Source organism: Nocardioides aquiterrae (genome assembly GCF_039526625.1).
GTDB classification, from domain to species: domain Bacteria; phylum Actinomycetota; class Actinomycetes; order Propionibacteriales; family Nocardioidaceae; genus Nocardioides; species Nocardioides aquiterrae.
The window spans coordinates 143,848-160,661 of record NZ_BAAAJE010000016.1 but is presented as its reverse complement, the minus strand read 5'-3'; the positions used below and the strand labels follow the sequence as shown (position 1 = coordinate 160,661).

At 73.7% G+C, this 16,814-nt stretch carries 21 protein-coding genes; 14 read left to right on the top strand and 7 right to left on the bottom strand.

Annotation, left to right across the window (positions count from 1 at the left end):
* The first annotated feature begins 25 nt into the window (after positions 1–25).
* From ABD086_RS16460 to ABD086_RS16405, 12 genes are all read left to right on the top strand, one after another.
* Positions 26–967, top strand: a complete 942-nt coding sequence (locus ABD086_RS16460) for a hypothetical protein (RefSeq protein ID WP_343908665.1) — start codon at positions 26–28, stop codon at positions 965–967.
* A gap of 173 nt (positions 968–1,140) precedes the next feature.
* A complete protein-coding gene (locus ABD086_RS16455; protein ID WP_343908664.1) occupies positions 1,141–1,401 on the top strand; it encodes a hypothetical protein in 261 nt (86 codons plus the stop codon).
* Position 1,402: 1 nt separating this feature from the next.
* The gene (locus ABD086_RS16450; protein ID WP_343908663.1) at positions 1,403–2,278 is read left to right on the top strand and encodes an FAD binding domain-containing protein; all 876 of its coding nucleotides are present in this window, start codon (positions 1,403–1,405) and stop codon (positions 2,276–2,278) included.
* Positions 2,275–2,820 carry a (2Fe-2S)-binding protein gene (locus tag ABD086_RS16445; RefSeq protein ID WP_343908662.1) on the top strand — a complete coding sequence of 182 codons (546 nt, stop codon included), beginning with the start codon at positions 2,275–2,277 and terminating at the stop codon, positions 2,818–2,820. The genes ABD086_RS16450 and ABD086_RS16445 overlap by 4 nt, the downstream gene beginning before the upstream one ends.
* Entirely contained in the window at positions 2,817–5,231 is a 2,415-nt protein-coding gene (locus tag ABD086_RS16440) for an aerobic carbon-monoxide dehydrogenase large subunit (protein WP_343908661.1), read from the top strand. Before ABD086_RS16445 ends, ABD086_RS16440 begins: the two co-directional genes overlap by 4 nt.
* Positions 5,228–6,115, top strand: a complete 888-nt coding sequence (locus tag ABD086_RS16435; protein WP_343908660.1) for an XdhC family protein — start codon at positions 5,228–5,230, stop codon at positions 6,113–6,115. Before ABD086_RS16440 ends, ABD086_RS16435 begins: the two co-directional genes overlap by 4 nt.
* Position 6,116: 1 nt before the next feature.
* Positions 6,117–6,701, top strand: coding sequence for an SRPBCC family protein (locus ABD086_RS16430; RefSeq protein ID WP_343908659.1), 585 nt, complete (start codon positions 6,117–6,119; stop codon positions 6,699–6,701).
* Positions 6,701–6,952 (top strand): hypothetical protein, encoded by a 252-nt coding sequence (locus ABD086_RS16425; protein WP_343908658.1) that lies wholly within the window; start codon positions 6,701–6,703, stop codon positions 6,950–6,952. The genes ABD086_RS16430 and ABD086_RS16425 overlap by 1 nt, the downstream gene beginning before the upstream one ends.
* A 13-nt stretch (positions 6,953–6,965) precedes the next feature.
* On the top strand, positions 6,966–7,193 hold the full coding sequence (locus ABD086_RS16420) for a hypothetical protein (RefSeq protein WP_343908657.1): 228 nt from the start codon (positions 6,966–6,968) through the stop codon (positions 7,191–7,193).
* A gap of 2 nt (positions 7,194–7,195) precedes the next feature.
* On the top strand, positions 7,196–7,459 hold the full coding sequence (locus tag ABD086_RS16415; RefSeq protein ID WP_343908656.1) for a hypothetical protein: 264 nt from the start codon (positions 7,196–7,198) through the stop codon (positions 7,457–7,459).
* A 10-nt stretch (positions 7,460–7,469) separates the two neighbouring features.
* Positions 7,470–7,748, top strand: coding sequence for a hypothetical protein (locus ABD086_RS16410; RefSeq protein ID WP_343908678.1), 279 nt, complete (start codon positions 7,470–7,472; stop codon positions 7,746–7,748).
* Positions 7,745–8,107 carry a hypothetical protein gene (locus tag ABD086_RS16405; protein ID WP_343908655.1) on the top strand — a complete coding sequence of 121 codons (363 nt, stop codon included), beginning with the start codon at positions 7,745–7,747 and terminating at the stop codon, positions 8,105–8,107. The genes ABD086_RS16410 and ABD086_RS16405 overlap by 4 nt, the downstream gene beginning before the upstream one ends.
* Here the strand turns inward: ABD086_RS16405 and ABD086_RS16400 are convergent.
* The 4 genes from ABD086_RS16400 to ABD086_RS16385 all read right to left on the bottom strand — a co-directional run bounded on the left by ABD086_RS16400 (position 8,086) and on the right by ABD086_RS16385 (position 10,792).
* Positions 8,086–8,490, bottom strand: coding sequence for a hypothetical protein (locus tag ABD086_RS16400; protein ID WP_343908654.1), 405 nt, complete (start codon positions 8,488–8,490; stop codon positions 8,086–8,088). The genes ABD086_RS16405 and ABD086_RS16400 overlap by 22 nt on opposite strands.
* Positions 8,487–9,599, bottom strand: coding sequence for a vWA domain-containing protein (locus tag ABD086_RS16395; RefSeq protein WP_343908653.1), 1,113 nt, complete (start codon positions 9,597–9,599; stop codon positions 8,487–8,489). The genes ABD086_RS16400 and ABD086_RS16395 overlap by 4 nt, the downstream gene beginning before the upstream one ends.
* Positions 9,592–10,467: an AAA family ATPase gene (locus ABD086_RS16390; RefSeq protein WP_343908652.1), complete on the bottom strand. Its 876-nt coding sequence runs from the start codon at positions 10,465–10,467 to the stop codon at positions 9,592–9,594. The genes ABD086_RS16395 and ABD086_RS16390 overlap by 8 nt, the downstream gene beginning before the upstream one ends.
* 76 nt (positions 10,468–10,543) lie before the next feature.
* Entirely contained in the window at positions 10,544–10,792 is a 249-nt protein-coding gene (locus ABD086_RS16385; protein WP_343908651.1) for a hypothetical protein, read from the bottom strand.
* Between the two features lie 101 nt (positions 10,793–10,893).
* Here ABD086_RS16385 and ABD086_RS16380 point away from each other — a divergent pair, with 101 nt between their 5' ends.
* On the top strand, positions 10,894–11,391 hold the full coding sequence (locus ABD086_RS16380) for a DUF5134 domain-containing protein (RefSeq protein ID WP_343908650.1): 498 nt from the start codon (positions 10,894–10,896) through the stop codon (positions 11,389–11,391).
* Between the two features lies 1 nt (position 11,392).
* Here the strand turns inward: ABD086_RS16380 and ABD086_RS16375 are convergent, their stop codons facing one another.
* Together ABD086_RS16375 and ABD086_RS16370 are read right to left on the bottom strand one after the other, a co-directional pair.
* Positions 11,393–14,302, bottom strand: coding sequence for a hypothetical protein (locus ABD086_RS16375; RefSeq protein ID WP_343908649.1), 2,910 nt, complete (start codon positions 14,300–14,302; stop codon positions 11,393–11,395).
* Between the two features lie 42 nt (positions 14,303–14,344).
* On the bottom strand, positions 14,345–15,358 hold the full coding sequence (locus tag ABD086_RS16370) for a PDDEXK family nuclease (RefSeq protein WP_343908647.1): 1,014 nt from the start codon (positions 15,356–15,358) through the stop codon (positions 14,345–14,347).
* Positions 15,359–15,448: 90 nt separating this feature from the next.
* Between ABD086_RS16370 and ABD086_RS16365 the strand changes: the two genes are divergently transcribed.
* Positions 15,449–15,595 carry a hypothetical protein gene (locus ABD086_RS16365; RefSeq protein ID WP_343908646.1) on the top strand — a complete coding sequence of 49 codons (147 nt, stop codon included), beginning with the start codon at positions 15,449–15,451 and terminating at the stop codon, positions 15,593–15,595.
* A 133-nt stretch (positions 15,596–15,728) separates the two neighbouring features.
* Here the strand turns inward: ABD086_RS16365 and ABD086_RS16360 are convergent, their stop codons facing one another.
* Positions 15,729–16,739 carry a LacI family DNA-binding transcriptional regulator gene (locus tag ABD086_RS16360; RefSeq protein ID WP_343908645.1) on the bottom strand — a complete coding sequence of 337 codons (1,011 nt, stop codon included), beginning with the start codon at positions 16,737–16,739 and terminating at the stop codon, positions 15,729–15,731.
* Positions 16,740–16,814: the final 75 nt, after the last annotated feature.

The following is a 16,814-nucleotide window of genomic DNA, read 5'->3' as shown; positions in this document are numbered from 1 at the left end:
GCGTGGAACGCCCAGAGTGGAGCGCATGGCACGAGGACCTTCGTACGACGACGGCCGCTTCGCCGCGGCCCGGGAGCTGGGCGCGAGGCAGGGCGGGGTGCTCTCCCGCCCTCAGCTCTACGCGCTCGGGATCACCCGGTGGGAGATCCGCGGACAGGTGCGGATCGGGCGCTGGCAGCTGGTCGGTGACCAGTCCGTGCAGCTGCACAACTCCGAGCTGTCGCCCCGGGGCGAGATGTGGGCGGCGGTCTTCCAGGGTGGGCCACGGGCCTGCCTGGACGGTGGCTCGTCCCTGATCGCCGCGGGTCTCGAGCGCTACGAGCTGCACCCCGTCCGAGTCTCGGTGCCCCGCGGCGCGCGGGTCCGGCGGAGTCGCCGCTTCAACATCAGGCAGACCCGGCGCTGGGAGGTCACCGACATCGTCCGGACGGACATCCCGCGAACCCGCGCCGAGACCGCGGCGATCCGGGCGGCGCTCTGGGCGCGCACGGACCGGGAGGCCGCCTACGTCCTGACGATCACCGTGCAGCAGGGGCTCGTCCCGCCGACAGCGCTCGGTGAGGAGCTGTTGCGCATCAGGCGGGACCGGCGCCGGCTGCTGCTCCACGAGATCGTCAACGAGCTGCTCGACGGAGCGCGGTCGCTGGGCGAGATCGACGTCGTCCGCGAGCTGCGCCGGCGCGGGCTGCCGCCGCCGGCCCGCCAGGTCCTGCGCAGGGACGGCCGCAACCGGTACTACCTGGACCTCTACTGGCCCGACTACGGCCTCGTGCTCGAGATCGACGGGATCCACCACGCCTGGGCGGAGAACGTGGTCGGCGACGCGCTCCGCCAGAACGCGGTGATGCTCCAGGGCGAGACGTTCCTGCGGCTGCCGCTCCTCGGACTCCGGTTGCGTCCGGGGGACTTCTTCGCCCAGGTCGAGCAGGGCCTCCGCGACGGCGGCTGGCGGCCGGCCGCGGCCTGACCGCCCGCCCCGGGCCCGCGGGACGTCATACGGACAGTGTGTCCCCTTCCACCGTCCGTATGACGTCCCCGGAGCGAGGGGCGCGAGTGACCTAAGCGTTCCCTTGATCGGCTGTTGCCGACCCCTGTGACGGAGAGCACAGTGGCGCCACCACTCACCCGAGGAGGCGGCCCGTGCCTGTCGAGTCCGACGGCCACAGCCGGGGTAACCCCCGGATGTACGAGCTCATCGAGAACGCACCCAAGACCGGCAAGAGCCCCACCGTGTGGGCCTTCCCCGAGTTCGTCGAGTTCCTCAAGGTCGCCGGGCAGCCGGTGCAGGGGCCCTGGCCGCCGCACCAGCACCCGCGCCCCGACCCCACGGACATCGAGTCGCTCCCGGTGGCGATCCCGGACCCGGCGGCGCCGCCGCAGCACCGGCAGGACGGGGTCTGACATGTACCCGTCCCGGTTCCGGTACGAAGCGCCCCGGTCGCTCGACGAGGCGATCCACCTGCTGCACGAGGGCGCCGGCGAGGCCAAGGTGCTGGCCGGCGGGCAGAGCCTGGTGCCGCTGATGAAGCTGCGGTTCGCCGCGCCCGAGCTCCTGGTCGACATCAACAATCTGCCCGGCCTCGCCCACCTCGACGTCGCGGCCGACGGCGGCATCCGGGTCGGTGCGCTGTGCCGGCACCGCGACCTCGAGCGGTCCGCGGCGATCGCCGGGGCCCAGCCGGTGATGGCCGCGGCCGCGCCGCTCATCGCCGACCCGATCGTGCGCACCCGCGGCACCCTGGTCGGGTCGCTGTGCCACGCCGATCCCCAGGGCGACTGGGCGGCGGTGGTCACGGCGCTCGGCGGCCACGTCGTCGCGCAGGGTCCGGGCGGCCGCCGGAACATCCCGATCGGCGACTTCGTGACCGGGCCGTTCCAGAACGTCCTCGAGTACGACGAGGTCGCGGTCGAGGCCGTGCTGCCCGCGCCCCGGGGCCGGGTCGCCGGCGGGTTCCTCAAGCTCGAGCGCCGGGTCGGCGACTTCGCGACCGCCGGGACCGCGGTCGCTCTCGAGATGGACGGCGACCGGGTCACCCGGGCCGGCATCGCGCTCACCGGCGTCGGCAGCCGCACCGTCGACGCGCGGGCGGCCGCGGACGCGCTGGTCGGCCACGCGCTGACGGCCGAGGCGATCGCCCGCGCCGCGGACCTCGCGGCCGAGGCGGCGCAGCCGAACTCCGACCACCGCGGCAGCGCGTCGTACAAGCGGCACGTGATCCACACCTTCGTCACCCGGATCCTGACCCGGGTCACCCAGACCAGCGAGGCGGCAGCATGAGCACCCTGTTCGAGGAAGTACCCGCGGCCGCGGGCGAGGACGTGCCGGTACGCCGGATCACCGTCACCGTCAACGGCCGGCCGCGCACGGCGGACGTCGAGCCGCGGCTGCTGCTCGCGCACCTCCTGCGCCAGGGGTTCCAGCTCACCGGCACCCACACCGGCTGCGACACCACGAACTGCGGCGCCTGCACGGTGCTCGTCGACGGGCTGCCGGCCAAGAGCTGCACGATGCTCGCCGTCCAGGCCGACGGCCACGAGGTGACCACGGTCGAGGGGCTGGGCGGGCCGAGCGAGCTGCACCCGCTGCAGGAAGGCTTCAAGGACGAGCACGGCCTGCAGTGCGGCTTCTGCACGCCGGGGATGATGCTCGCCGCCAAGGCCCTGCTCGAGGAGAACCCGGACCCGACCGAGGACGAGGTGCGGTTCGCGCTGTCCGGGAACCTGTGCCGCTGCACCGGCTACCAGAACATCGTGAAGTCCGTCCTGTGGGCGGCCCGGAAGATGAACGGCGCCCCGGCTGACGAGGGGAGCACAGAGTGACCGCGACCGAGCCCGCACCGACGACCAGCCGGGCGCTGGACGAGATCAAGATCGGCGGGATGGGCGCCAGCCGCAAGCGGGTCGAGGACAACCGCTTCATCCGCGGCCGGGGCCACTACATCGACGACGTGGTGCTGCCCGGCATGCTGCACATGGAGATCCTGCGCAGCCCGGTCGCGCACGCCCGGATCGTCTCCATCGACACCACGCGGGCGTGGAACATGCCCGGCGTACGCCTGGTGCTGACCGGCGAGATGATGGCGACCCGCAACCTCGCGTGGATGCCGACGCTGAGCTACGACACCCAGGCGGTGCTGGCCACCGACAAGGTGCGGTTCCAGGGGCAGGAGGTCGCCTGCGTCATCGCCGACGACCCGTACATCGCCAAGGACGCGTGCGAGGCGATCGAGGTCGAGTACGAGCAGCTGCCCGTCATCGTCAACCCGACCCAGGCGCTCGCGCCGGACGCGCCGATCATCCGCGACGACAAGGAGAACCAGCACGACAACGTCTGCTTCGAGTGGGAGGTCGGCGACAAGTCGGGCACCGACCGCGCGTTCGCCGAGGCCGACCACGTGTCGCGGATCGAGATGCACTACCCGCGGTCGCACCCGTCGCCGCTGGAGTGCTGCGGCTCGGTCGCGGACTTCGACCGGGCCACCGGCAAGCTCACGGTCTACATGACCACGCAGGCGCCGCACATCGTGCGTGCCGCCGTCGCGCTGATCGCCGAGCTGCCCGAGCACATGATCCGCATCGTCTCGCCCGACCTCGGCGGCGGCTTCGGCAACAAGGTCCCGGTCTATCCCGGGTACGTCATGTCGATCCTCGCGTCGATCCTGCTGGAGCGGCCGGTCAAGTGGATCGAGGACCGCAGCGGCAACCTGATCTCCACGGGCTTCGGCCGCGACGTCTACCTGACCGGCGAGCTGGCGCTGCGCCGCGACGGCAAGATCCTGGCGGTGCGGATGCACACCGACTCCGACCACGGCGCGTTCTTCGGCGACGCGCAGCCCAGCAAGTTCAAGATCGGCCTGCTGCACTCGGCGTTCGCCTGCTACGACATCCCGACGGCGCACCTGACCGCCCGCGGCGTCTACACGAACAAGGCGCCCGGCGGCGTCGCGTACCGCTGCTCGTTCCGCGTCACCGAGGCGATGTTCTTCCAGGAGCGGATGGTGCAGGCCGCCGCCGACGAGCTCGGCATCGACCAGGCGGAGTTCCGCCGGATGAACTTCGTGCGCGACGACGACTTCCCGCACCGCACGCCGTTCGGTTTCCTCACGGACTCCGGCCAGTACGCGAAGTGCCTCCAGGTCGGTCTCGACGCGATCGACTACGAGGGCTTCCGGCGCGAGCAGGCGGAGGCCGCGAAGAACGGCCGGCTGCTGGGCATCGGCATCTCGTGCATGACCGAGCCGCTCGGCGCGGGCAACAGCCGCGAGTACGACATCCTCGGCATCAAGATGTTCGACTCCGCCGAGCTGCGGGTCCACATGACCGGCAAGGCGATCCTGCGCACCGGCGCGAAGACGCAGGGGCAGGGACACGAGACGACCTGGGCGCAGATCGTCGCCCACGAGCTCGGCATCCCGGCCGAGGACATCGTGGTCGAGGAGGGCGACACCGACACCGCGCCGTTCGGCATGGGCACCTACGCCTCCCGCAGCACGCCGGTCGCGGGCGCCGCCGTGGCGATGGTGTCGCGCAAGATCCGGGCCAAGGCGCGCAAGCTGGCCGCGCACCTCCTGGAGGTGTCCGAGGAGGACGTCGAGTGGGAGCTCGGCCGGTTCTACGTCCGCGCCGCGCCGGACCGCGGCGTGACGATCCAGGAGTGCGCGATGGCGGCGTACGCCAACATGCCCGACGGGCTGGAGCCCGGCCTGGAGGCCAACGCCTACTACGACCCGCCCAACCTGACCTGGCCGTTCGGCTGCTACATCACGACCGTCGAGGTCGACCCGATGACCGGGGTGTGGGACGTGCTGCGCGTGGTCGCCGTCGACGACTGCGGCGTGCGCATCAACCCGATGATCGTGGAGGGCCAGATCATGGGCGGCCTCACCGAGGCCTACGCGATGGCGTCGATGCAGTTCATCACCTTCGACGCCGACGGCAACTGCATCGGCTCGAACTTCATGGACTACCTGCTGCCGACCGCGTGGGAGACCCCCGGGTACGAGCTGCACGAGGTCGTCACCCCCTGCCCGCACCACCCGATCGGGGCGAAGGGGATCGGGGAGTGCGCCACCGTCGGCGGCCCGGCGGCGTTCGTCAACGCGGTGATGGACGCGCTCAAGCAGTTCGGCGTCCGCAACGTCGACATGCCGCTCCTGCCCGACCGGGTGCACGAGGCGATCACCCAGCGCCACGACGTCTCCGGCGCCCCGCCGATCAGGACCGACGCATGAACGAGCCGGACCTGCAGGGCCAGGAGTACGCCGTCGCGACGGTCGTGTGGCGGCAGGCGCCGTCGTCCGGCCAGATCGGGTCCCGCGCGTACGTCACCGCCGACGGCCAGGTCCACGGGTGGATCGGCGGTGCGTGCGCCGAGCCGACGGTCATCCGCGAGGCGCAGCGGGTGATCCGCGAGGGCGAGCCGCGGCTGCTGTACCTCGGCGCCAGCGACGAGCTGGTGCTGCCCGAGGGCATGACCGCGATCCCGATGTCCTGCCAGAGCGAGGGTGCGTTGCAGATCTACATCGAGCCGGTCCACCCCCCGGTGCACCTCGTGGTCGTCGGCCGGTCGCCGATGGCCCAGACCCTCGCCGAGCTGGCCCGCACCCTCGGCTGGCGGGCCGAGCTCGTCGACGGGGCGGACTTCACCAGCGCCGACGTCGACCAGCGCTCGGTCGTCGTGGTCGCGACCCAGGGGCACGGCGACGAGGACGTCGTACGCCACGCGGCGTCGGCGATGCCGGCGTACGTCGGCCTGGTCGCCTCGCACCGGCGCGGCGAGGCGGTGCTCGGCTACCTCGCCGAGCGCGGCGTCCCGCAGCACCTGCTGGACCGGGTGCGCACCCCGGTCGGCCTCGACCTGGGCCGCACCACCCACCAGGAGATCGCGGTCTCGATCCTGGCCGAGCTCGTGCAGACCCGCGCCGCCAGCGGCTTCTCGGTCGAGCCGGCGCGCGCGACGCTGCCGCTGGTCACCGCGCCCGACGCCCTGGACCCGGTGTGCGGGATGACCGTGCCCGCCGACGACGCGCACTTCCCGGCCGAGGTCGGCGGCACGACGTACCACTTCTGCTGCGTCGGCTGCCGCGACTCGTTCCTCGCGAAAGTAGGGAGCTGACATGCTGCTCAGCAACGACTTCGAGGTCGCCCAGCCGGTCGACAAGGTCTGGGCGTTCTTCGGCGACGTGCCGCAGGTCGCGGCCTGCCTGCCCGGCGCCGAGCTGACCGAGGACCTCGGCGACGACACGTACGGCGGCGGCGTCGCCGTCCGGATGGGCCCGGTCAAGCTCGAGTTCGACGGCAAGGCGAGGATCGTCGAGCGCGACGACCAGGCCAAGCGGCTGGTCCTCGACGCCTCCGGAGCCGATCGCAAGGGCCGCGGCCAGGCGTCGATGACCGTGACCGCGGTGCTGACCGCGGCCGGGCGGGGCACCCGGGTGCACCTCGAGCAGGACCTCCAGCTCTCCGGCGCGGCCGCCCAGTACGGCCGGGGCATGATCTCCGACGTCACCACCGTGCTGATGGGGCAGTTCGCCGCCAACGCCCAGCAGCGGATCGACGCGCTGGAGCGGGGCGAGGCGGTGGCCGCGACCGCCAAGCCGGCCAGTGGTCTCGCGATCGGCCTCCAGGCCGCGCGGATGGCGCTGATGCGCGTCTTCCGGCGCTTCTTCCTGTCCTACCGACCCGAGCTGAGGAGCCGCTGATGCTGTGGTGGATCGGCAACATCGTCCTGCTGGTGGCCGTCGTGCCCGTGCTCGTCGCCCTGCTCAACCGGGTGCTCGCCGCGCTCGAGCGGATCCGCGCCGCCGCCGACGACATCCTCGCCGGCGGTGGCGCGCTCGCCGCCGACCTCGAGGACGTCCCCGAGACGCTGGCGACCACCGGCGCGACCGTCGACGCGGTCTCGCAGGGTGCGGTCAGGTACGCCGGCTCCGTCGCCAAGCTGCTGGGTTGAGGGGTGGTCTGAGATGCCTGTCGTCGCGTGGGTGACCGTGGTCCTCGCGGTCCTCATCATCGCCGCCGCCGCGCTCGGCCTGATCCGCGTGATCGGCCATCTGATGGCGGTCACGAAGACGCTCGACGGCGTGATCGCCGGCGTGGGTGTGGTCGCCGACCGGACCGCGACGGTCCCGGCCTCGGTCGCCGCCGTCAACGCCAGCCTGAAGCCGGTCCGTGACTTCTGCGAGGGGGTGTAGCCATGGCTGCGATGACCGTGATGATGCAGACCGGATGGGCGATCGGCTACACGGTCGGCATCGTCGTCGTGCTCGTCGTCGTGGCGCTCGTGGTGCCGATCCTGCTGCTCGCGCACCGGATCGGGAAGCAGGCGGCCGCGATCGACACGTCGCTGCAGCAGTCGGTGACCAACACCGCCGCGCTGGCCGGGCTGCGCACCACGATCGAGAGCGCGGAGACCATCGTCGCGGGCCTGAACCGCGGCCGGAAGCGGCTGGGAGGCTGATGTGACGCTCATGCTGACCAACACCCAGGAGAGCCTGTGGTGGGGCGCGGTGATCGGGGGCTTCGTCGTCGTGCTCGCGGTCGCGGCGCTGCTGACGATCCTGGTGTACGAGGTGCGCACCATCGACCGGCGGGTCGCGACGGTGAAGGCGACGCTGCTCGAGGCGGAGACCAACACCAACGACACCGCCCTGATCGCCACCACCGCGGCCGGGGTGGACGCGGTGCTCGCCGAGGGGCTCGAGCACCACCTCTTCCTCGGCCGGGTCCTCGGAAAGGTGCGGATGTGACCACGCTCGTCGTTCTCTCCGTCGTCGACATCCTGCTGCTGATCGCGGGGTTGGCGTTCTACCTGTACGTCGTCGGCACCCAGCTGATGCGGATCGCGGCCAACCTCGAGGAGTGCGCGGAGATCGTGCACCGCATCGAGGCGAACGCCCAGCCGATCCTCGGGGGGCTGGAGCACATCAACCGCACCGGCGGCGTGGTCGCCGGGGCGCTGCCGCTGCTGTACGGCATGGCCGAGGGCATCGTCGCGGGCGCGACCTACCAGCCGTCGACGACCGCCCGGCCGCCGGCCGCGCCGGCGTCGGGCCGGCGCCGCTCGCGGCTGCACGACACCGTCGGCTACGAGCCGGTCGGCGGCTGACCCGGCACCCGGCCGATCCACTCCTCGCGCCAGGTGGCGTCGTACTGCCGGTCGTTGCACTGCGGCCGGTAGACCGACACCAGCTCCTCGGCGAGCTGCGCGCGGTGCCCGGGCAGCCCGCCCGGGATCTCGTACGTCGCCACGTGCACGCCGAACCGGCCGCCCGCGCGCTCGACCCAGCACGGCGCGGCGGGGTGCCGGAACGGGAACCCCTCGGCCGACAGGTCCTCGCTGTGGCCGACGTAGATGACGGCGTACTGCTCGCGACCGGCGTCGGGGCGGTAGAGGATCGCGTAGACGGCCGCGACCGCCGGGGGCCGCCAGCCCGCGAGCACCCGCGGGCCGTCGAACGGGTAGCCGGCGAGCGAGCCGAGCCGGATCACCCGAGCCTCCGGGCGAACTCCTCGAGGTCGGCCAGGGTGCGGGCGCTCAACAGCTCGTCGACGTACGGCGCCGCGACCACCATGCCCAGCGAGCCGGGCTCGGTGCCGTGCGGGTTGAGCCAGACCACCCGGTGGCAGAGCCGGGACAGCCGCTGCATGGCGGACTCCAGCAGCGCCGGGTCGCCGCGGTCCAGGCCGTCGGAGCAGATCACCACGATGCCGCCACGGCCGGTGCCGCGTCGCCCGTGGTCGCGGACGAACGCGTCGAGCGAGGCGCCGATCCGGGTGCCGCCCTCCCAGTCGGCGACCGCCCGGGCGGCGCGGTCCAGCGCCTCGTCCGGCCGGCGGTGCTCGAGCTCGCGGGTGATCCGGGTCAGCCCGGTCCCGAAGCAGAACACCTCGACCTTGCTCGTGGCCCGCGAGGTGACGTGGGCGTACTGCAGCAGCGCCCGCGAGTAGTCCGCCATCGAGCCGGACACGTCGAGGAGCAGCACCAGCGGCCGGGGGCGCTCGCGACGCGCCCGCCACCGCAGCGCCGCCGGGTCCCCGTGGGTGCGCATCGCCTCGCGGACGGTACGCCGCAGGTCGGGCCGCCGGCCCGACGGCGCGGGCGCCGTCCGCCGGGAGCGGCGGCGCGGTGGGGTCAGCCGCACGGTGCGCATGATCCGCCGCAGCGCGGCCAGCTCCTCCGGCGTGCAGGACGCGAACTCCCGGTGCTTGAGCACCGCGACGTCGGACGCCACCAGCCCGAGGGGGGCCTCCTCGTCCTCGCGCTCCTCGCCCTGCCGCTCGGTCTCGGGCAGCTGGAGGGCGCTGCGGGCCTCGTCGCGCTGCGGGAGGGTGAACGGCCGCGACTCGTCGGCCTGCTCCCCGGGCTGGTCGAGGAAGTAGCGCAGGAACGTCTCGTGGTAGACGGGGATCTGCTCGCGCCGGGTGACCAGCGTGGCCCGGCCGCCCCAGTAGAGGTCCATCAGGTCCGTGGGGTCGAGCGGCTCCATCGCCGCGCAGAACGTCACGACGTCGCCGGACCCCACCGGCAGCCCAGCGGCCCGCAGCTCGCGGGCGAAGCCGACCAGGGACGCGAGGAACGAGTCGGTCGGGTCAGGCACCGGGCGCCAGCTCGTGCACGTGGGCGCGCACGACGTCGAGGTCGTCGCGCTCCTTGACCACGGCGCCGAGGGTGTCCTCGAGGGCCTGCGGGTCGAGGTCGTCGGCGCCGACCACGTCCAGGGTGCGGACCCAGTCGATCGTCTCGGCCACGCCCGGCGCCTTCGCCAGGTCCAGCTGGCGCAGCCGCTGGACCGCCGCGACCACCTTCCGCGCCAGTACCTCCGCGACGCCCGGGACCCGGACCAGCACGATCTCCAGCTCCCGCTCGGCATCCGGGTAGTCGACCCAGTGGTAGAGGCACCGCCGCTTCAGCGCGTCGTGCAGCTCGCGCGTGCGGTTCGACGTGAGGACCACGAGCGGGGGCCGCTCGGCGGCGATCGTCCCGATCTCCGGGATGGTGATCTGGAAGTCCGACAGCAGCTCGAGCAGGAACGCCTCGAACTCGTCGTCCGCCCGGTCCACCTCGTCCACCAGCAGCACCGCGCGGTCGCCCGCCCGCACCGCGTCCAGCAACGGCCGCTCCAGCAGGAACTTCGGGCCGAACAGGGCGTCCACCGCCGCGTCGTCGTCGAGGCTGCGCTCGGACAGCGCCCGGATCTGCAGCAGCTGGCGCGCGTAGTCCCACTCGTAGAGGGCCTGGTTGGTGTCGATGCCCTCGTAGCACTGCAGCCGGATCAGCCGGCGGCCCAGCACGCGCGACAGCGCCTTCGCGATCTCGGTCTTCCCGACGCCGACCTCGCCCTCCAGCAGCAGGGGGCGATCGAGGGACAGGGCGACGTACGCCGCGGTGGAGAGCCCGCGGTCGGCGAGGTACCCGTCGTCGCGGAGCGCGTCGGTGAGCTCGGCGACGCTACCGGGTCTGCTCATGCACGTACTCGCTTCGCTCCGTGCGCGCATGAGGCACAGGGGGCGCTGCGTTGAACGATGAGCTGGCTGCGCTCGCTCATGCGCGCTCGTCGGGCCCGAGCACCAGGTCGCGGATCGTCTCGCCGGTGCCGAGCTTGCCCTCCCGGGCGAGCAGGTCGCGCCAGGCCTCGCGTAGGTCCGTGCCGGGCTCGGCCATGCCGTCGAAGGTCATGCCGCGGGTGCGCTTGCAGACCTTCGCGGGAGCGGCGTGCTCGAGCTCGACGGCGGCCTCGGTCGCCTCGTCGGCGTCCCAGAGCGCCCGCAGCACCTCGGTGGGCTCGGCCATGCCGTCCACTGTAGGTCGGGCCGGCGCCCCCGGCGAGGGCTGGTTAAGCGAAACCTGAGGTGCGCGTTGACCCCCGCCCCGGCCGAGTCGAGGGTGGGGCCATGGCGGTGGTCCTGGCGGTGCTGTGCGGCCTCGCCGCCGCGTACTGCCTGGCGCGCTGCGTCGTCCCGGCCTGGCGGGCCACCGACCACGGCGCCGGTGTCGACGCCTGGCACGTCGTGATGGGCGCCGGGATGGTGCTGATGGTCCTCGGGTACGCCGGGCGCACCGCCTCGGCGCTGTTCGCGGCCGGGGTGCTGTGGTGCCTCTGGGCGGTGGCGCGGCGGCACGCGACGGCGGCGCACGCGCGGCTGGGGGTGGCCCTCGGTCTGATGACGCTGATGCTGGTGCCGATGCCGGCGAGCGCCGCGGCGCCGCACGGCCACGGGACGAGCGCCGGCCCGTCCGCGTTCCTCCTCGCCGTCGCGGTCGCGCTCGGCGTCGCCGCGGTCAGCGCCGGCCGCACGGTGCCCGCCTCCGACCTCCGGGGCCGGCTCGGCCTGGGCTGCGAGGTCGTGATGGCGGTGGCCATGGCCTGGATGGCCGCGGCGGCGCTCTGACCTACCGCTGCGGCCGCCTCCGGGCCTCGCGGCGGGCCGCGGCGATCTCGTCGACCTCGGTGAGCATGGCCTGGGCCCGATCGGCCTGGGCGACCGTCTCGGGATCCGCCGAGACCGCCAGCGGCGCCATCGCCGCCATCAGCAACGCGCGGACGGCGGCCGGCCCCGCGGCGCCCACCAGGGCGCGCACCCCGAACGATGCGACCTCGCGCACCGCTCGGCTCGCGGCGGCGGCGGGCCGGGCACCGGTCCTGATGTCGGACTCGATGCCGGCCAGGGCGGCGAGGACCTGGGGCCGGGCCCTGCGCCCGCGCAGGAGTCGGAGCGCCTCGTGCGGATGACCGACCTCGAGCAGCGCGGGGACGAGGACCGTCTTCGCCTCGTCGGGCAGGCTCCGCACGGCGCTGGGCCGCAACGAGCCGGTGATGGACCGGTACGGGATCCACCCCGCCCGGGTGACGTCGCCGAGGATCTCCAGCGGCGCGGTCCAGGTCGGCTCCGCGGCCAGGGCCGCCACCGCGGGACCGAACCACGTGCGCGCGGCGTACCGCAGGTGCCGCAGCTCGTCGGCATCGGCGTCGGCGATCGCCCGGCGGAGCAGGACGGCCGCTTCGCCGCGGAGCCACTCCCCGGCCTCGGGGGTGGGCCGGTCGCCGAAGCCGAACCGGTCCAGGTCGTCGGCCTTCAGGCCCAGCAGGAGGAGCGGGCCCGGCGTGGTGTCCTCCGCGACCTGGCCGAGGGACCGGCGGAGCCGGTGCAGCTGGGCGCGGTCGCCCGCGGCCCACTCGTTGCACGCGCGGTAGAGGTCGTCCCGCGACGTCGTGTCGACCCAGGCGCGCACGACGTCCCGGAGCCCGTCGACCGGCCCGGCCGGGTCGGCGTCCTCGCCCGCGGCGTCGTCGATGACGCAGAGCAGGAGCGCGACCTCCGGCGGCGTCGGAGGAACGGCGTCCTCGCCGGCGTACAGCTCGGCGGCGAGGCCGAGGCGTCCCTCGCGAGGACCCGCACCGACGACCGCCCGCCTCAGCTCGGCGACCACGTCCGCGTCGAACCCGTCGGGGCGGTCCCGCAGCTCGGTGGACACGTCCGCGAGCAGGTCGGCGCGCCGGTCCGCGCCGTCCGGGACGGCACCGCGGACGTGCGCGTGGTTCCAGGTCCTCGCCGCCGCCATCACCAGGCCTCGACGCCCGCCGCGCACGCCGAAGAGGACGGCCTGCCAGCACCAGCGGTCGAGGAGCTCCATGACCCGCGCGGTCGCCACGTCGGGCTCGGCCGAGGGGTGCCCGCCCTGCTGGTCCAGGACCCAGTCGCGGACCGGCCGGAGCATCACGACCAGGGCGGGCGCCAGCCGCTTGTAGTGGTCGTTGCTCACCTTGGTGAGCCAGCTGTCGATCTCGTCGAGGGCGGCCACGTCCCGGGCGCGGACGGCGGCCAGGACGTACTCCGCGAGCAGGCAGCCGCTCGGGTCCACCCCGTCCTCGGGCACGTGGGCCTCCGCCTTGAGAACGGCGGAGAGCAGCTCGCGGTAGAGCTGACGGGTCCCGTTCTCGAACGCGCGCCGGACGCGCTCGCGCGCCGCCGGCGCCGACGGGTGCAGGGCGTCCGCCTCCGCGAACAGCTCGGCGCCGAGTGCCTCCGCCTCGTGCCGGATGGCCGCGAGCTTCTTCACGCCCGCCGCGCGGCCGTAGTACAGCTCCAGCAGCTGCAGCCGGTGGTTGACCCGGCTGGCCCGCGGCTCGATCCGGTCCACGATGCCGTGGCCCAGGGCCTCCTGGGCCGCCTTCTCCGTGGCCTCGGGGGTCGCTCGCGCGGCGAGCTGGCCGAGCGCCACCAGGTACTGCTCGGTGCGCGAGGGGGCGGACTCCAGGGCCACCTCGACGAGGCGGTGCAGCGCGTGCACGTCGCCGTCCGTCCCCATCAGTGCAGCCAGCTGCCACGCGGCGCGCTTGCGCACCTTGCCGGACACGCCCTCGCGCTCGATGGCGCCGGCCAGGATGTCGACGAGCAGGACCGCGATCTCGGTCCGGAGCGACGGCTCCCGGACCGCGACCCGGTCGAGGTGGATCAGGCCGACCAGGGCCATGTCGCGATCGTGCAGGAACTCGTGCTCGACGACGTAGGCGAGCTCGTCGACCGCCTGACGCCGGACGCCGGCGTCGTCGGAGAGCACGGCGATCGTCGCCAGCCCCCAGAGCCGCTCCTCGCAGGACGGCCGGTGCCCGGCCTCGAACTCCCGGATCGCGACGTCGCGCAGGTTCTTGGTGAGCGTGCCCCGTTGGGACCGCCCGTCGTGCTCCCCGCTGGCCCGCGCACCGACCGCGATGGCGACCACCGTCTCGGTGCTCGCCCGGGGGCCCAGCCGGCGCACCAGCGCGACGAAGACCAGCGGCGTGAGCAGGGTCGCCAGCAGGGTCAGCCCCAGCGCCGTGCAGACCCACGCCGCACCGGCAGCCGCGTCGCTCGCGCACGCGAGGGAGGTGACCAGGGCGCCGAGCCAGATCAGGCCGTAGCCCGAGAGCGCCGGTCGGATCCAGCCCCGGACGGCGACCATGCCGCGGTCGAGGAGCAGGGCGGGCCGGTCGACGTAGAGCAGGCTGGCGAAGCCGGGCACGACGCCGATCATCGTGAGCAGGCTCGCCGCCAGGGTGTCGAAGAGCTCGACGCGCACGTGGGGCCCGTACAGGACCGTGAGCCCCAGCGAGGCGACCACCATCCCCGCGAAGGTGCCGACGATCCAGCCGGGCGGGTGCGCGAGCTCGGCCCGCAGCTCCTCCGGGGAGTCGGGCAGCACGCGCACCCAGGCGAGGGCGGCGTCCGCGGGAACCGGGCCGGACTGGTCGGGCGGCAGCGTCGAGGTGCTGGTCGCCTCGTACGTCTCGCCGTCGGTCGTCTCTGCCAGTGCCTGTGCCACGGGGGTCCCCTCGTCGATGTCTCGGTGTGTCCGGTGTCGGGCTCAGAGCCCGAGCAGCTCCGCGAGGACCTCGGGGAGGTTGCGGAGCCGCAGCGCCGCCCGGTCGACGAGCCGGATCCCGAACCGCTCGGCGAGCGCCCGGATCCCCTCGTCGACCCGCCAGTTCGGGCGCAGGAGGACGTACTGCTCGGCGCCGTCGGCCAGGTGGTAGCCGGTGGCCTCTCCGTCGCGGATCTGGACGCCGGCGGGCACGCCGGGCGTGGTCGAGAGCTTGCAGTCGATGACGTGCAGCCGTCCGTTGCAGCTGACGACCACGTCGACCTCCTGGACCCGCTGGTGGCCGTTCGTGAGCAACGTGCCGACGAGGACGTCGTCCGCCTGCACGCCGAGCGCCCGCACGATCGCCAGCACGAACCGCTCGAACAGGAAGCCCTCCTGCAGCCGGTTCCCCGTCCGGCGCAGCTCGGCCACGGCTCGGTCGAACTCGGCACGCCAGGGAGCACCGGCGACCGTGCGGCGCGCGGCCTCGGCGATCTCCGGGTCGAGCGGGGTCGCCCGTACCTCGACGTCGAACCGGTCGTCCGCCCAGGTGGCGGCGAGCAGGTCCGCCGCCGAGTAGCGCTCGATCGCGCGGGGGTCGAGGCCGGGCACCGGTGTCTCGACGCCGTCGTCGACCCGGCGCCACGCCGAGTCGGCGTCGCGCACGACGAACGTCGCGTGGGGGCGCCCCTGCGTCGCGACGTACGCCGCCGTGCCCATCAGGCGGGTGCCGCCCGCGCCGCTGACGATCCAGGTGAGGGCCGGGTCGTCGAGCGTCGTGGCGATCGCGTCGCGGACGACGCCGAGGGAGCGGTCGGCGAGCCGCACGACCTCGAGGCGCGCGGCGGGGAGGTGGGCGCCGACGAAGCGGGAGAGGCGGTCACCGGCTCGACCGGGCGCCCAGTCCTCCGTCGTCCCCACCAGGACCACCCGTCCGAGCTCGTCGCTCCAGTGGGCCAACGCCTCGAGGTCCCACCACAGCTGCTCGCCGACGAGCAGCACCAACCCCGTGGTCACCCGTCCCCCTCCGTCGACCGGACCCGTCCGCACCCCTGTCATCGGCGGACGGTTCGAGCGCCTGAGTGGAACTGGTTCTACGCTGGCCCCATGAAGACCCGGCTGACCTGTCCCTGCGGCGAGGTGATCCGCGGGAAGGACGAGGACGAGCTCGTCGAGCTCACCCAGCAGCACCTCGCCGACGCCCACCCCGGCATGGAGTACGGCCGCGACGAGATCCTGTTCATCGCGACCTAGCCGCCGGTCTTGCGGCGCCTTGCCGCGCAATTGAACGACGACACTGCCGCTACCAGGCGGTAACCGAGGCTAGTCGTTCAATTGCGCTCGAACACCCCAGCGCGGACGCCGAGGTGGCCCGAGCGGCCCCGGCTCACTCCGCCGGGGGAGCAGTGCTCTCCCGGACCACGAGCGTGGTGGGGAGCACCACCGGGGCCGGGCTGCCGCCGCCCAGCACCGCGGTGATCGCGGCGACCGCCGCGATGCCCTTCGCCGCGACCTCCTGGTGAACGGTCGTCAGCGGCGGCCGGCCGGCCGCGGCCAGCACGCTGTCGTCGAAGCCCACCACCGACAGGTCCTCGGGGACCCGCAGACCGAGCGACTCGGCGGCGCGGACCGTCGCGAGCGCGAAGGCGTCGGAGAAGCAGAGCACGCCGGTGGGCCGCTCCGGCCGGTCGAGCAGCGCTAGCGCGGCGTCGTACGCCGCACCCGGCGGCGCGTACGGCGTCGTGACGACGGTCGGCTCCACGCCGGCCGCGTCGAGGGCGTCGTGCCAGCCGAGCATCCGCTCGCGCGCGGGGTAGTTGAGCACCTCCGGGTCGGTCTCCAGGGTGACGATGCCGACCCGGCGGTGGCCGAGCTCGACCAGGTGCTGCGCCGCGAGGCAGGCGCCCCCGCGGTCGTCGACGTTCACCGAGGCGATCCCCTCGCGCACGTTGTGGTCGACCACGACCATCGGCATCCGACGGCGCTCGAGCCAGGCGATGTCGGGCGCGGTCGGGTCGCAGATGTAGACCAGGACCCCGTCCACCGCGACGTCGCGGGCCGGCACGAACTGCCGGTCGGAGGACGCCGGCAGCAGGGTCAGCGCCATCCCGCGCGCCGCCAGCTCGTCGGAGACCGAGGCCAGGAACGCCGCGGAGACGGCGTCCTCGAACGCCTCGCTCAGGCTGCCGTTGATGAGCAGCCCGACCGATCCGGTGCGGCCCCGGGCCAGCGCCCGGGCGGCGGGGTCCGGGCCGACGTAGCCGAGCTCGTCGGCCGCGGCCAGGATCTTCTCGCGGAGCTCGGCGGAGAGCTGGTCGGGACGCGAGAACGCGTTGGACACCGTCATCCGGCTGACACCGACGCGGTCCGCGATCGACTGGAGGGTCACCTTGGCCATGGGTGACTCAGGATAGGCCGGTCACGCCCGGTGCGGCGCCCTCGCGGGGCGGGGCTCCACCCACCGGGCGGCCGC